Source organism: Arthrobacter sp. OV608, assembly GCA_900110595.1.
Lineage (GTDB): Bacteria > Actinomycetota > Actinomycetes > Actinomycetales > Micrococcaceae > Arthrobacter.
In genome coordinates this window covers 1-15,722 of record FOEZ01000034.1, presented here as the reverse complement: position 1 = coordinate 15,722, position 15,722 = coordinate 1, and the positions used below count along the sequence as shown (strand labels likewise).

General features: G+C 62.9%; 11 protein-coding genes and 1 pseudogene. 10 read left to right on the top strand and 2 right to left on the bottom strand.

The features are described from left to right. Positions 1-312: 312 nt before the first annotated feature. Positions 313-1,527, bottom strand: a complete 1,215-nt coding sequence (locus BMX78_RS21850) for a cytochrome P450 (protein WP_139205070.1) — start codon at positions 1,525-1,527, stop codon at positions 313-315. Between the two features lie 243 nt (positions 1,528-1,770). Then, the gene (locus BMX78_RS21845; protein WP_139205069.1) at positions 1,771-2,118 is read right to left on the bottom strand and encodes a hypothetical protein; all 348 of its coding nucleotides are present in this window, start codon (positions 2,116-2,118) and stop codon (positions 1,771-1,773) included. A 247-nt stretch (positions 2,119-2,365) separates the two neighbouring features. On the opposite strand from BMX78_RS21845, the gene BMX78_RS21840 reads away from it, so the two are divergent. The 10 genes and pseudogenes from BMX78_RS21840 to BMX78_RS22915 all read left to right on the top strand — a co-directional run. Continuing rightward, on the top strand, positions 2,366-3,130 hold the full coding sequence (locus BMX78_RS21840) for an SDR family NAD(P)-dependent oxidoreductase (protein ID WP_091424510.1): 765 nt from the start codon (positions 2,366-2,368) through the stop codon (positions 3,128-3,130). A 1,561-nt stretch (positions 3,131-4,691) separates the two neighbouring features. Continuing rightward, complete coding sequence (gene fgd / locus BMX78_RS21835; protein ID WP_091424509.1) at positions 4,692-5,741, top strand: glucose-6-phosphate dehydrogenase (coenzyme-F420); 1,050 nt, start codon at positions 4,692-4,694, stop codon at positions 5,739-5,741. 84 nt (positions 5,742-5,825) lie between these two features. Then, positions 5,826-8,240 (top strand): 7,8-didemethyl-8-hydroxy-5-deazariboflavin synthase CofG, encoded by a 2,415-nt coding sequence (cofG, locus tag BMX78_RS21830; protein WP_091424506.1) that lies wholly within the window; start codon positions 5,826-5,828, stop codon positions 8,238-8,240. After that, a complete protein-coding gene (locus tag BMX78_RS21825) occupies positions 8,237-8,728 on the top strand; it encodes a hypothetical protein (protein WP_091424503.1) in 492 nt (163 codons plus the stop codon). Before cofG ends, BMX78_RS21825 begins: the two co-directional genes overlap by 4 nt. Continuing rightward, positions 8,725-10,272, top strand: coding sequence for a flavin-containing monooxygenase (locus BMX78_RS21820; RefSeq protein ID WP_091424500.1), 1,548 nt, complete (start codon positions 8,725-8,727; stop codon positions 10,270-10,272). The genes BMX78_RS21825 and BMX78_RS21820 overlap by 4 nt, the downstream gene beginning before the upstream one ends. Continuing rightward, entirely contained in the window at positions 10,265-10,909 is a 645-nt protein-coding gene (gene cofC / locus BMX78_RS21815; protein WP_091424498.1) for a 2-phospho-L-lactate guanylyltransferase, read from the top strand. The genes BMX78_RS21820 and cofC overlap by 8 nt, the downstream gene beginning before the upstream one ends. Continuing rightward, a complete protein-coding gene (gene cofE, locus BMX78_RS21810; protein ID WP_091424496.1) occupies positions 10,906-11,766 on the top strand; it encodes a coenzyme F420-0:L-glutamate ligase in 861 nt (286 codons plus the stop codon). The genes cofC and cofE overlap by 4 nt, the downstream gene beginning before the upstream one ends. Further along, positions 11,763-12,776 (top strand): 2-phospho-L-lactate transferase, encoded by a 1,014-nt coding sequence (cofD, locus tag BMX78_RS21805; RefSeq protein WP_091424494.1) that lies wholly within the window; start codon positions 11,763-11,765, stop codon positions 12,774-12,776. The genes cofE and cofD overlap by 4 nt, the downstream gene beginning before the upstream one ends. 272 nt (positions 12,777-13,048) lie before the next feature. After that, positions 13,049-15,199, top strand: coding sequence for an amylo-alpha-1,6-glucosidase (locus BMX78_RS21800; RefSeq protein WP_091424491.1), 2,151 nt, complete (start codon positions 13,049-13,051; stop codon positions 15,197-15,199). Between the two features lie 78 nt (positions 15,200-15,277). Next, positions 15,278-15,472, top strand: a pseudogene (locus tag BMX78_RS22915) (IS3 family transposase); the annotation flags it as partial. Positions 15,473-15,722 lie beyond the last annotated feature (250 nt).

The window sequence follows — 15,722 nt, the reverse complement described above, 5'->3', positions numbered from 1 at the left end:
GTCGATGTGGGCTCCCGGTGTCCAATCCGGCAAGCGACCGTGATCCGGGCGCGACAGTGTTATGCGGATGACCCGGTCGTTGAGGAGTTCCTTCGCCATGACTACCGCCTGACTGACATGACCTCGCTCCGACGCGCTCATATGCGCCTCGTACTAGTCGACCTCGAACGGCGCGCGCTTGGTGCCGGAGGAGTGGTCGTCACCGGGCATGATCCGAACGGTCTCGCGGACCGTGACCCGTTCCCGGGCGATGGATTAGTCATAACGTGCCTCCTTTGGCAAGAAACGTGTGGTGGTCTTTAAGCCTCTGAGTCAATCCCACTCGACTGCGAGGGGAATCGACTCGAAGATCCGCATCCTGTTGTTGGGTTGCATGACGACGTCCCCCGCGAGCTCCAGTGAGGTGACTCGGCTAGTGATCGCCGTGATGATGCTCTCCGCTTCCAGCCGAGCGACGTGCTGCCCAACACATTGATGCAGACCTATTCCGAAGCCCAAGTGGCCGGACGGATCTCGATCCAGGTCAAACTCGGTGGGGCGGTCCCATCTGCGCGGGTCTCGATTGGCTCCTGGTATGGAGAGGAGAATCTTCTCTCCCGCAGGGATCGTGATTCCCCCCACTTCCATATCGGTGGTTGCCGCGCGGAACATCGCTGTCACCGGACTTTCCACACGAAGTGCCTCGTCGAAAGCGATGCGGGCAAGCGAAGGGTCCTGACGCACCCGTTCATACTGATCAGGATGACGGGCGAGCGAGACGATGGCAGCCGCAATGCCATTCACCGTGGTGTCGATCCCCGCGGCCAATAAAGCGAAGACGATGGCAGCCGACTGCTCGTAGTTGATCTCCCCACGATCCGCGGCTTCCCAGACATCAGTGGCGATGCTGCCGGGTTCCAGGGCTTCTCGCCGCGTGTGTTCTGCGATCCATTCCCTGATGGCAGGAATTCGGTCTTCCATGTAATGCGAAAGCTGATTCGGGGGGCCGGATTGGTTGAAGAGATATGCGCCAAAGAGCGCCAGGTCTTCGCGCTCTTTCTCGCGGATTCCCAGGGCATCGGGAAACACGCGCTGAGGGAAGACATGAGCTATTTCGGAAGCACCGTCGATGCGGTCACGACCGGCCAGTCCGTCGATCAGCGTGTTCGCCTCGGCCATCCAGACAGGACGCAGAGCCCGCAGTTTTCGTGGTCCGATGACCGTACTCGCCGCGCGCCGGAGCGGGTCGTGCCACGGCGGATCCGATTCGATGATCGACGTCTGCCCGTATCTGCCCCCCATCGGGAAGCCGTTCGTGTCCCTCTTAAGATGGACCAACCCGATGCCGGAACCAACCTCGAAGGACTCCCATTCCCGGAAAAGCCGATTGACGATGTCAAAGCGACCACTGGCGTAGACGCCGTATTTTTCCAAGTAGACCACTTCGCCCGCTTCGCGCAACTCGTCGTGCGCCGCCAGCTGGTCGCTCGTGGACGCATCCGAGTACGGGTCTAGGGACACGACACGATCACGAGGAATGGTGAACAAGATTCTGCCTTCCAGTAACTGAGATGAGGGATCTTCCACGAGCTGTTGACACGCACAAGGGCTCCCAGTGGTGTTTCTCACATTCAGCGTAGGGCTCTTTTGGATACGATGTCAACGACCCCCTCCATACGAATCCATGGGAGTGTCGACACGACCAGCGTCGTTGAGACACAAAAGCTTATCCCTAACGCCAGCACGGTGATGTACACCGTCACGAAGGCTGCTTCGAGCCGATGCTCACCCTCATGGGTGACGCCGGGACCTGAAGCTGACCTTCAGGCACCGGTCTATGATCGCCAGCCTATTAGGTCGGGCTAATGTCTTTTGCTTGTCAGCTTTTTCCCCTGGCTGCGGGGTGCCGTCTTCCCCGGTTGGCGCCGATGCATGTCGGGCGTGCGTTGATGACCGCATGGTCTTGGAAGTGGCTGGAACGGCTGGGTTGTCCTGGTAATCCGCCGAGGAGCCCTTGTCCAATGAGCCGGTGGGGCGGGTCAGGTAAAAGCCGCCGAGTGCAGCCAACAGCACGCCTAACAGCAGGTAGAGGCCGCTGCCGGTCATCAGGTAGTTCGCCGCGTCCAAAGCATCGACCATCTGCCCGCTGGTCTCTCTCGGTGGCAAGGTGCAGGAACGTGCCATCCGTCGCTTTCGGATGTGGCAGGGTTCCGCCCTCGGCAGTGAACGCTCGTTCACCGCTCCCCCCGAAAATCAGGATTCACCCCTTACGGACAAGGCTTTTGGCTGTTCTCCATGTCGCAACTCCAGTGCGGAGCGCTCAGATCGCCTTGATACGCTCCTTCTGAATACGACTCCACGAGGGGTGCGGACAGAAGGGTCGATTGTGGCATATGAGCTTGAAGGAACGGTTGCATTCATCACGGGCGCCAGCAGCGGGATCGGGGCAGCAACGGCAAGACGCCTTGCGAGGGAGGGAGCGCAGGTGGTGCTGGTGGCCAGGCGGGGTGAACGTCTTGAGCAGGTGGCACAAATTATCAGGGGTGAGGGTGGCACGGCTCAGGCAATTACTGCCGACATAACATCCCGGGCCGGTGCAGAATCTGCTGTCGAGCAGGCCGTTGGCACGTACGGTCGGCTGGATATCGTCGTTAATAATGCAGGGGCAATGCTTATCGGCCCGTTCGCAGAAGCACCGGAGGGTGAATGGGAGCGAATGATCGATGTAAATGTGCTTGGTCTCCTGTATGTCTCGAAGGCCGCTCTGCCGCATTTGATCAAGGCTGCGGCCGAAGAGCCGCGACGTACCTCGGATTTAGTCAATATCAGCTCGTCGGCCGGGAGGGTCGCCCGTGCAGGTGCCGCTGTCTACCACTTGACCAAATTTGGCGTGAATGGTTTCAGCGAAGCACTGCGCCAGGAAATGCAGCCCCACCGGGTACGGGTAAGTGTTATCGAACCGGGCAATGTTGACACGGAACTTGCTTCGCACACCCGGGAGGAGTTGCGCCCAGGCGTGCAGTCCCAAATATCTTCCATCGAAAGGCTCCAACCCGAGGACGTTGCCGATGCCATCGCTTACGTGGTCACCAGCAAACGCCGGGTCGCTGTCAATGAAGTCTTCGTGCGTGCCGCAGATCAAAGCTGGTAGGCATATCCCGACTTGCTGCTGCGGGCGGCCCACCGTTACATCGCGGACAGCGCAAGGGCGTGGATCGGCTCGGCGGCACCTTGGTGACCAGGCACCAGGGTCGTGATCCCCGAGAAGAGCAACCAAATCGAGGCATGCAAGAAGCGCGGACGCCGCGGCGTCAAACTACAGGGGGTCGATACCACCGCTCACAAAGGCGTCGAACGCTCATTCGCACGGCACAAGCAATGGCGACCAAATCCACGCGTTACCACAAGCTCGCCATACCTACCGCGCCGCTGCCGTCCTCCACGGCTGCCTCTGATGGGTATAGGAGACACGCTCTAGCCTTCTCGGTCGCCAGCGGCTTGAATCATTTCGTTTCTGCTGCTTGGAAACGACGAAGTATGCGGTTTTCCCGAGATCTCGTTATCCATCCACGACTGCACGTTCTCCCGGCGCAAACGCTCCGATCTCGCGTGGGGATGCCGGCTTAGGCTATGGGGCGTCGCACTCACGGCTCGTCTAGGGCTTCCGCATCTACGTGACCAGCATTCCGGTCATCCGAGGCCTGGCCAACTGAAGAAAACGAAAAACGCGAGGGCCCCCAAGCCTGTGGAAACGGACCACCACCTCGTGCGCACGAGCCAGGTCATCCTGGGAGAGAAAGGCTTCGCCGGCAAAGACTTCGAACGGTTCCTCACCGAAGACCTCGGCGGCCACCTCTTCAGACCGGACCGAAAGGATGAGCGATGCCGCTTCGGCAAAATCTGCGGCTTACGGCAATAGATAGAGCCAGTCTTCGACACCTCACAGGCACCAACCCCACCCTCGAAGCACATGGCGGGCGCACACCCTTGAAGACGTCATAGCCCGTGTCCCGGCAAAATCCTGGCATCTCAGGCTAGCGAAATGCGACCCCGAGACAATTTCACCGTTTTTGGATACGATACTGCAACTGTATGAATGCGATTCCAAACTGGGTCCTGCGGTCGATTGGAGCTCCAACATCGCAAGGCGCTTGGGAAGACTTGGACTCAGATTCCGATGTGCACGTGGACTCTGATTCCAGGTCATGCCTTACACACACGCCTGATAGCTCGAAGCAATGAATGGCACGGCTCCCTGGTCGGAGGGGGCACTCACAGGGAGAAGGTCCCATGAAGACTGGCATCAAGTTCTACAACACTGATGAGACGTTTCCGCCTCTGGACTTCACTTGCATGGTCGAGGACAGTGGTATCGGGTCGATCTGTCTGCCGGACCATTCGCACATTCCAGTAGCTTCGCGGGTGCTCGATAGGACAAGGGCGGTTACGGCCTCGCTGACGACGCCGGTGGCGCTTTCAGAAGGGAGCTGGGACGGTTCGACGGCTACACTCGCGGGAGGTGCCGGGGTGCGCGCTAATTCGTCCGGTTCCCGGGTTTAGGGACCGCTGCTCTGATGGCACCAGGGCATGGTTATTGAGCTTGATCCGTGCTCGTAACCAAGCCCTTTGCCAGCAAACAAGAGAAGATCCCATCCCTGGACGCGGGGTCTTCCCCAAGCTGATCATTTCAATGCAAGTAGCGAGGAGTCACAATGAGTATCAAGATCGGGTATAAAGCCTCCGCAGAACAATTCGACCCGAGGACTCTGGTCGAGTATTCGGTTCTTGCCGAGGACATCGGTCTGGATTCAGTGATGGTTTCGGACCATTTCCAGCCGTGGCGTCACGAGGGCGGGCATGCCCCCTTCGCTATGGCCTGGATGGCCGCCGTGGGGGAACGAACCAGCCGGATTGTGATGGGCACCAGCGTACTCACCCCTACCTTCCGCTACAACCCCGCCGTCGTTGCGCAGGCCTTCGCCACCCTGGGCTGCTTGTATCCGGGCCGGGTCATCCTGGGCATGGGCACCGGGGAGGCATTGAACGAGGTCGCCGTCACCGGGGCCGACTGGCCGGCGTTCAAGGAACGCTTCGCCCGGGCACGGGAAGCGGTGGAGCTGATGCGCCGGCTGTGGACCGAGGACCGGGTCAGTTTCAAGGGTGAGTACTACCGCACGGTCAATGCCACCGTCTATGACCGGCCCCGAACCCCGGTTCCGATCTATATTGCTGCCGGCGGCCCGGTAGTCGCCCGCTACGCCGGCGCGGTCGGCGATGGCTTCATCTGCACCAGCGGCAAGGGCATGGACCTGTACACGGACAAGTTGCTTCCAGCCGTATTCGAGGGTGCAGCGGCCGCCGGACGGGATTCGGCCGAGGCAGAGAAGATGATTGAGATCAAGCTCTCCTTCGACACGGACTATGCCCTGGCGCTGGAAAACACCCGGTTCTGGGCGCCGCTGTCGCTGAGCCCGGAGCAGAAAGCCGGACTCGAGGATCCGGCGGCGATGGCCGCCGCCGCGGACGCGCTGCCCATCGAACAAGTCGCCAAACGCTGGATCGTCGCCTCGGACCCAGAGCAGGTCATGGAACAGGTCCTGCCTTATGTGAAGGCAGGATTTAATCACCTGGTTTTCCACGCCCCGGGCCATGACCAGCAACGGTTCCTGTCCCAGTTCGCGGAACACCTCATGCCGCGGCTGCGGGCACTGGGCGCCGGACGCCCGGCCGGCGTCGGAGCGGGACCCCATGAGCGGAGCTAAGCTGGATCTGTGGCGCAGCGCGGGACCGGCGGGCCCTGGTGTTGGAAACGCGAGAGCCGCGCGGCAATCATTTGAAGGTCCATCATGTCTAAATCATCCGTTCTGAATCCTGCCCCCCTCGCTGATGCTCTCGCTCGTCTCGAAGACACGGGTGAGACGGACCTCTCGGGAGCCACTGCGCTGTTCGGAGCTCGAGGCGAAAACCTCGACCGGTTGCTGACTGTTGCGTCGCAAGTCCGTGACGAGGGCCTCGCACGTGCCTCCCGCGAGGGCATCATCACATATTCGAAGAAGGTATTCCTCCCAGTCACGCAGCTTTGCCAGGACCGCTGCCACTACTGTGTCTTCGTCGAGACGCCGGGCGGCTTGCTGAAGAAAGGGATCCCCACCTACCTGCCGCCAGACGAGATCCTGCGCATCGCTCGCGAGGGGGCAAGGCTTGGCTGCAAGGAGGCGCTCTTCACACTCGGCGACCGTCCTGAGAACCGCTGGCCGGTCGCCCGGCAGTGGCTCGACGGCCACGGTTACACCTCGACCCTCGACTACATCGGCGCCATGGCCGAACTCGTGCTCACCGAGACCGGCCTTCTGCCGCATCTCAATCCTGGTGTCATGTCCTTTGCCGAGCTGCAGCGGCTCCGCCCGGTCGCCGCGTCGATGGGCATGATGCTCGAGACCACGGCCACGAGGCTCTGGAGCGAGCGCGGGGGAGTGCACTTCGGGTCCCCGGACAAAGATCCTGCTCTGCGGATGCGGGTAATCGACGACGCCGGCCGTTCCCGGATTCCATTCACCACCGGGGTCCTCCTCGGGATCGGCGAGAACCACGCCGAACGCGCCGACGCACTTTTCGCCATCAGGGCGTCGCACCAGCGGTATGGCCAGGTGCAGGAGACCATCGTCCAGAACTTTCGCGCGAAGCCGCACACTGCGATGCAGAACGAGACCGACCTCGCCCTCGAGGAGTATGCCGCCGCGGTCGCGGTCGCCCGAATTGTCATGGGGCCCGACCACACGATCCAGGCGCCGCCGAACCTCAGCGAACTCCCTGAACTCCTACTGCTGGTGCGCGCGGGCATCGACGACTGGGGCGGCGTCAGCCCGCTCACGCCCGACCATGTCAATCCCGAACGACCCTGGCCCGAACTTCAGACGCTTGCCGAGCTGACGGCGCAGGCTGGATTCACCCTGCACGAGCGGCTCACCGCACACCCGGCCTACCTCCGCGATCCAGAAACATGGCTGGATCCGCGCGTCGCCCCCGCCGTTACCGCTCTCGCCGATCCGGTATCCCTGCTCGCCGACGAGGCCGCACGTGTGAGGCCCGCGCCCCCCGCGGCGAGCGGCCCGCGTCCCCGGTCGGCAGGCCCAGTTACCGTTCTTGCCGCCGCCACCGCTCCTCCCGTCCATCGCGCCGTGGCCGCCGGTTTGCCACGCCGCGCCGACCCCACCATTGTCTCCGCCCTCGACAGAGCCTCGATCGCCCCGGCCTCGCTGACGGACGCAGAGTACTGCTCCCTGCTTACCGCCCGTGGTGACGACCTCGACGCGGTAACGGCGCTGGCCGACGATGTGCGCTCAGCAGCAGTTGGTGACACCTTGACCTACGTCGTCAACCGCAACCTGGACTCGTCGCTCTATGGACAGGGGCTCACAGACGACTTGATCCGTCGGCTGGTGGAGGAGGCCGTTACCCTGGGTGCAACCGAAATCTGCGTCCAGGGCCCGATCGACCAGGCGCTGCCAGGCACGGCCTACCGCGACTTTGCAGCGGCCGTTCGCGCAGCCGGGCCCGATCTGTCACTCCATGCCTTCCGCCCTTCGGAAGTGCTGGACGGGGCCCGTCGAATGGGCGTTAGTGTCGAGGTTTTCCTGGAAGGACTGCGTGAGGCGGGCGTAACGAGCGTTCCTGGTACCGGGGCCCGAATTTTGGATGACGCCGTGCGCGCGCTGCTGAGCGAGGGCACCGATCCACCGATCGACGAGTGGATCCGGCCACTTGTAGCGGCTCACCGGTCAGGTCTACGATCGACGGCGACGATCGTCTATGGTCACGTCGAGACGCCAGCCCAAATTGTTGCTCACCTGCGCCGGCTCACCCGGATCCAGGATGAGACCGGCGGGTTCTCGGAGTTTATCGCCATGCCGTACGTTCCGTTTGACGTGCCCTCCGGAGTGCGGGCGGCGGCTGGTGAAGGGCCTAGCCTCGAAGCCTCGCGGGCGCTCCATGCGGTCGCGCGCCTGCTCCTCCACGGCCGGGTCGACCACGTGCAGGCTGCGTGGACCAAGCTCGGCTTCCACGGCGCCGCGGCCGTGCTCGCCGGGGGAGCGGATGACTTCGGCGGCCTGCTGCTCGATGGTGCGATCTGGCCGGAGGCCGGTGCGGAGGCGTACCGGGAGGCGACGCCGAGTGACGTCCAGCGGATCGCGACCGCTCTTGGCCGCGAGGCGCGGGAACGTACGACGAGCTACGCGCTCGTCGAAAGGGGCTTCGCGTGACGTTCGTTAGCTTTGAAACGGGCACCGGCCTGCGAGAGATCCTGACAGGAGTCGCACGGCTGCCCGGCGAGTCTCTTGAACCGGTCGTGATCGCGGCAGGCCCGGCCGGCCTGGATCCCGATCTCGACGTCGCACTGCCGCTATTGACGCGGCGGCGCCAGGTCTTCGTGGCGGACGCGTACATCTGGCCAGGCGAGCTGCCCGATCGCTTCGCGCTCGTCGTCGCGCCCGGCTGCGACACCCCACTCGCTGCTGACGCGCGTGTCTCTGCCCTCATCGTGCTGGGCTCCGCTGCGCCGACCCAAGACGTCCGGTGTCCCGTCCTCGTCATCGCCCCGGAGTGGTTGCCCGCGGCAGATCCGACATCTACGCACGTGTGCTTCGCCGAGGCGGGGCATCCCGCCGAGCGGGCGCATCTCATCGACGCGTTCCTTCGCGCGCCGCAGCAATACCCGGCCCACAGCACGGTACCGCGAGCACGGCCGTGACAAAACCCTATGCCCCTCAGACCTTCCGTGCCGAAGCGGTCGATGCCGTCGCCGTCCGCGCGAAAGACGCCACCCCCGAGCCCGTCGACACGGTCATCATTGGTGCGGGCTTTGCCGGCCTTGGCGCGGCGATCCAACTCGCGCGCTCAGGCGAGTTGTCGTTCGTCGTCGTGGAGCGCGCTGCTGACGTCGGCGGCACCTGGCGCGACAATGTCTACCCGGGCGTCGCCTGCGACATCCCGTCACAGCTCTACTCCTTCTCGTTCCGGCCACGCACTGACTGGAGCCGCTTCTACCCTCCCGGCGCCGAGATCCTCGACTACCTGCGGGAGGCCGCCCGCGAGGAGGGCATCCTCCCACACCTCCGCTTCTCGTCAGAAGTGCTCGCGCTGGACTGGGACCAGACCACCATGACCTGGGCGGTGGACACCACGCGCGGCACCTACCGCTGCCGTTGGGTGATAGTGGCGACGGGCCGGCTCTCCGAGAAGCGTGTGCCCGATGTACCGGGGCTCGACGCGTTCGCTGGCCCCGTATTCCACTCGTCCGAGTGGCCGCGCGATCTCGATCTGGTGGGCAAACGGGTCGGGCTCGCCGGGAGCGGCGCGTCCGCGGTTCAGATCCTGCCGCGCGTTGCCTCGGTGGCCGACGAGGTTGTTCTCTTCCAACGGAGCGCGGCGTACGTCGTTCCCCGTAACGACCGCGCCTACACCGAAGAGGAACAGGTCAGCTGGCAAGACGAGCCCGACTCCCTTGCCACACTCCGCACTCAAATGTTCTGGGACGCGGAGGCGGGTTTCCCAGCTCGGCTCGGCGCCGCCGGCCCCCTCACCGCCCTCCGCGACCGCGCGCGACGACACCTCGAGGCACAAATCCCCGACCCTGCCCTCCGCCGGGCACTGACACCCGACTACGAGGCCGGTTGCAAGCGCGTGCTGCTATCGGACGACTACTATCCGGCCCTGATGAGCAAATCGGTGCGCCTCGAAGGCTCAGCGCTCACTGCCGTCGAGGGCAGCCGAGTCGCGGCTGCCTCAGGAGCGGCCTATGAACTCGATGCGCTCATACTAGCGACAGGCTTCCATTCAACCCGGCCACCGATAGCGCACAGGATCCGGGGCCGCGACGGCCGGACCCTCGACGCCGCCTGGTCCCACGGAATGGTCGCCTACAACTCCACCACTGTGGCTGGTTTCCCCAACCTCTTTGTCATCGACGGCCCCAACGCCAGCCTCGGCCACAACTCGGCCGTGCACATGATCGAGTCGCAGATCGCGTACGTTCTCAAGGCCATGTGGTACCTGCGCAGCCGCGGCGTGCCGGCCTTCGACGTCCGTCCGGAGCGACAGGCGACCTATGTAACCGAAATCGACCGCATGGCCGAGAACACCGTCTGGCTCACCGGCGGCTGCCGCAGCTGGTACGTCGATGAGCGGAGCCGCCGGCTGACCCTCCTATGGCCGGACACCGCGTCGGCGTTCCGCGAGCGGCTGGCCCGGTTCGACCCGGCCGACTATAACATCGGGATGGTTTCGCATGACTGAGCCCTGGACCATCGTCATGCCAGCCAAGGGCACCGCGGCCGCGAAGTCCCGTCTGGGGGGTAATCCGGGCCTTGCTCAGGCGATCGCCCTTGATACCGTGGCTGCCGCGCTGCCGGTGGGCCGCGTCATTGTCGTAACTTCCGCGGCCGCTGCCGCCGATTTCCGAGCCCTCGGTGCCGAGACTCTTCAGGATCCAGGACGGGGCCTGTCCGCAGCCGTGCTCCAAGGCATCGAAGCAGCAGGTACTGGCCGGGTGGCGGTGCTCCAGGGCGACCTGCCAGCTCTCACCTCGATTGAACTCGAGAGCGCACTGTGGCTAGCCTCAGCCACTGAGCTGACATTCGTTGCAGATGCCGCCGGAACCGGTACAACGCTGATCACCGCCCTCGACCCAAAACGGCATCACCCCATGTTCGGCGAAGGTTCGCGTGCTGCGCACGCTGCCGCAGGTTATGTAGAGCTCAGTATCGACAAGACGTCGGGGCTGCGCTCCGATGTCGACATCTGGGCCGACCTCGAGCGGCTCGAGGGACGGCTCGGCGGACGGACCGCCGAAGTTTTGGCGACGATCAGGCAATCTGCGCGAAGACGCTACTCTTTGGAAAATAGCGGACTGTTTCTGACGGGATCGGGATGAATCAAAATAATCTTGTGCAAATTGGAACGCCTAGGCGGACGGAGACGCCACAACAGTTTTCCGTCGTCGGGATCGGCGGAATCGGCGAAATTGTCGCCGGCGATGACCTCCTGCTGCTGGTGGGAAACGCCATCGAAGGTGAGATCTCCGAGGGCGATATCGTTGTAGTGACCAGCAAAATAGTTTCAAAGGCTGAAGGTCGTTTTCTGCAGGCAGACAGCCGCGAAGATGCCATCACGGCTGAAACAGTGCGGCTGGTCGCCAGCAAACGGCACCCCGGCGGTGTAACCCGAATTGTTCAGAACAAGTTGGGCTTGGTGCTTGCCGCCGCCGGTGTCGACGCGAGCAACACCCCTGCCGGCACTGTGCTGCTCCTTCCCGAGGATCCAGATGCGTCAGCGCGGGCATTGTGCAGCGGGTTGCGCCAGCGGTTCGGATTCGACTTAGCGGTGCTCATAACCGACACGCTGGGCCGCCCTTGGCGCTTGGGGCAGACCGATTTGGCTATCGGTGCCGCAGGAATGGCAGTAAGCCATGATTTACGTGGCACACGCGACGATTTCGGCAGGCCGATGGATGCAACAATTAGTGCGGTAGCGGACGAAATAGCCGGTGCGGCGAATCTTGTGCTAAGCAAGACGTCGCGCCGTCCGGTTGCCGTCGTTCACGGCATGGGTCACCTCATTCGGCCAATCAACGAACCCGGAGCGCGGAGCCTGATTCGCCCTGCGGAAGATGACTTGTTCCGTCTGGGATCGGCAGAAGCACACCTGGAAGGATTCAAAGAGGGCTTCGCGGCAGGACAAAGGTCAGCCGTTGAATTCTCCGGCAGCGCAGACGGCAGTGCTACCGCATGAGAATCACGGTGCTGGCCGGTGGTGTGGGTGGGGCCCGTTTCCTGCGGGGGCTACGCCACCATCTGTGTCAGGTATCGCCGGATGGTGCTGGCGGGACGACGGCGAAAATAACCGCGGTAGTCAACACGGGTGATGACATGTGGCTGACCGGGTTGCGGGTCTGTCCGGATCTGGACTCCGTGATGTATACCCTCGCCGGCGTCAATGACGAAACGCGGGGCTGGGGCCGGGCTGGTGAAACGGAGCGCGTTAGTGCCGAGCTGACAGCCTACGGTGTGGGCTGGCCGTGGTTTACTCTCGGTGATCTGGACCTTGGCACCCACATCACGCGCTCGCATCTACTGCGCACCGGGCTGCCGTTGAGCCAGGTCACCCGGAGGCTGGCCTCCCGGTGGGACCTCGGGATGGAGTTGCTGCCCATGAGCGACGATGAAGTGGAAACCCAGGTCGTATTGGACGGTCCCAACCCTGATCTGCCAGAGATCGTACACTTCGAGGAATGGTGGGTCCGGCACCGCGCCCAGCGTCCGGCGCGGGAGTTTTTCCAGGCGGGGCTCACGAAGGCCGTTCCGGCGCCTGGGGTCCTGACTGCGATTTCCGCTGCCGATGCCGTTGTCCTGGCTCCGTCAAATCCGGTGGTCTCCATCGGCACCATCTTGAATATCCCGGGCATCCGGCAGGCAATCCAGACGACGGCGGCCCCGGTCGTGGGAATCTCGCCCATTATCTCCGGTGCCGCCGTGCGGGGTATGGCAGACGCCTGCCTGGCCGCGATCGGCGTCAGGACCGCCGCTGATGCTGTGGCGGCCCATTACGGTGCGCGTTCCTCCGGCGGCATCCTGGATGCCTGGCTGATTGATAGCGCCGATGCGGGGCTGTCCCGTTCCATCGCCGGAGCGGGGGTCCGGCCTGTTGTTGTACCCCTGTGGATGAACGACATTCAGGCCAGCGCGGCTCTTGCCGCAGCGGCCATAAAAGCTGCGTCGGCATCGGCAACGTCAGACTCCTAGAGCACCGGCCGCATCGAAGCCAGCAGCCTGCCGGCAGAGGCCGCCAGCACCGGCCAGCACCCAGATCAGCGGGTCCAGCAGGTCAGGGCCATAGACCGGCATCCCGCCCGGCCTGGGTTTAACGATCTTCAACACCAGGGCCGCGGAGGTTCTTAAGAGTCACCGCAGGCGCTGGTGTCGGTTGGCCCAAGGGCGTAGCATTCTATCATATAGGGGGTCCGCAGGAATCCCTTGTAGTGTCCCGTTTAGCTTATTCCTGTGAAGGGTCCGTAATGGCTGGGTGGAATGCTGACACTGCTGCAGGGCCGTCCGGGCCTGGTTCGGTCACTTTGGTGGAAGGCAGATCGTTCTGTATTTCCGCGGCAAACGGCGATATTCAACCCAAGTTGCCGCACGGGGTTTTCGTCGAGGATACCCGGATCCTGTCCTGCTGGCATGTGCTCATCAACGGCGCGTCGCTGGAGCCGCTGGGGGCGAAGACGCAAGAACCGTACCGTGCTTTGTTTATCGGGCGCGTCCCACGCCCGGATGGATACGCTGACAGCCCCCTGATCGTCGAACGCCTCCGCGAGGTAGGTGCCGGCATCATGGAACGGATAATTGTCCGAAACTACTCGCCGTTCAGTGCCGAATGTGTTCTTACCCTTCACGTAGAGGCGGACTTCGCGGACCTCTTCGAGGTGAAGGAGGCACGCATCCAGCGACGTTGGGAAGAGTCCCGTGAAGTAGCGGGTAAGTCGCTAATCATCAGGGCTGCCTGGCAGGACGTTCAGAAGGGTGTTGTGGTGGCGGCCGATGGGGCAGACATAACCTCTGAGGAGCTTGTATACGCATTCAGTATTCCCCCGCATGGACAGTGGAGCACCGCATTAAGCGTTACCGCCTTCTCTGGCGGCACCGGCTCCGCCGCATGTTTCATTCGGGCGGATGAAGGCGAATTGTCTCCTCGTGACCGGCGCCGCCAGGAGTGGGTATCCAAGATCCCCGAACTACGCATCAGCAACCCGTCAATCGAACGAACGCTCAGGCGCAGCTACGACGACCTGGGCGCTCTGCGCATTCAGGATCCGGACCACCCCAACCGGATCGTAGTCGCTGCGGGTGCCCCGTGGTTCATGACCTTGTTTGGCCGGGACTCGCTCTGGGCTTCCCTCATGGCACTGCCCGTTGATCCGTCCCTGGCATTCGGCACCATCCAGACTTTGGCCGACCGGCAGGGGCAAGTGACGGATGGAATGAGCGAGGAGGAGCCGGGAAAAATCCTCCACGAAGTCAGGTTTGGCGTATCCAGCGGGCTGGCATTGGGCGGGAAACCCACCTACTTTGGCAGCGTCGATGCTACACCCCTTTTTGTGGCCCTGTTCGGCGAGGTCTGCCGCTGGGGATTCGCATCAGAAGCCATTGCTGGCCTTCTGCCCCATGTTGACCGAGCGCTGGACTGGATCCGCCAGTACGGAGACAAGGATGGGGACGGTTTCGTCGAATATTCTCGGCTCAATGCTCACGGCCTGATCAATCAGGGATGGAAGGACTCGTGGGACGGCATCAACTTCGCCGATGGCACTATAGCTCAGCCACCTATCGCCTTATGCGAGGTGCAGGCCTACGTCTACGGTGCCTATCTGGGTCGGTCGTGGATTGCTCACCAAGCCGGTGACTTGGACCTTGCGGCCGAGTACCGGGAACTCGGGGCACGGTTGAAGAAGCAGTTCAACGAACGGTTTTGGCTGCCTCACCGCGGTTACTACGCCATCGCCTTGGACGGCGACAAGCGGCCGGTCGACGCTTGTGCTTCCAACATGGGGCAATGCCTTATGTTCGGGATCGTTGACAACGACAAGGCTGCGCTGGTGGCTGACCAGCTGATGTCCCCTGAAATGTTCAGCGGATGGGGTGTGAGAACGTTGGCCAGCAACATGGGCGCATACAACCCTGCCAGCTACCACAACGGATCAGTTTGGCCCCACGACAACGCGATCATCGCGACAGGCCTCCTTCGTTACGGCTTTATTGAGCAGGCGCAGAGGATTGCCACAGCGCTTTTTGAGGCGGCGGAGTACTCCGGGGGGCGGTTGCCAGAATTGTTCTGTGGCTTCGGCCGCGATCAATTCGACGAACCCGTCCCTTACCCCACGGCATGCTCCCCGCAGGCATGGGCGGCAACCACGCCAATCCAACTGGTCAAGAGCTTGATGGGATACCATGTCGACGTTTTACAGGGCGGAGTTTGGTTGGATCCCGTGCTCCCGAGATCGTATGGCGAACTCCATCTCACCAACGCCCCCCTGGCAAATGGCAGGATCACAATTGACATCTCCGATTCAACCGCAGCCGTTCAGGGACTGCCGGAGGGCATAATCCTCCACCGCGGAACCCGGCCGCGTGTGACAGACCTGGTGGAGAAGGTCAAAGGCCAGCGGTGATCGGGCCTTGGCAAGTCATGCCTTAGGAGGAACGGCGTCGCTGAATAGCGTCCCCTGTACGTGACCTGCAGGGTGTTGCTCCCCGAGAAGGGCATCACTGCGGGTGCGACCCGGTCCAGCGCTTGTGCAGGGACCACCGCATCAGGTCAGTGTTCTCTAAGAAACGGGGCCTGAACCGCAGACCTGGGCCGCCGGTCCACGACGACGCGCCAGAGCTCGTTCACCGCCGCGGCACCGAACGAGCTCTGGCTGACGGACATCACCGAGCACCCTATGCGAGCCCAGCCTAGGATCACCTGACGACGTCGCTATAAATTGTTCGGGTTCCCTGTGGTATCGCATTCAGGCCTGTCGTGGTATCGTATTCATAAGTTTTGGGTGGTGTGGCTGTCTGGGTTGTTTTGGGCGCTGCGCATGAGTGTGCTAAGTCGAGGTGGAGTTTTGTCAGCGAAGGCGGAAGAGATGTTGAGCGTGCCATCGGAAGCGGTGGATGTTCGTGTCGATAAGTGGTCGATGCCGGTTT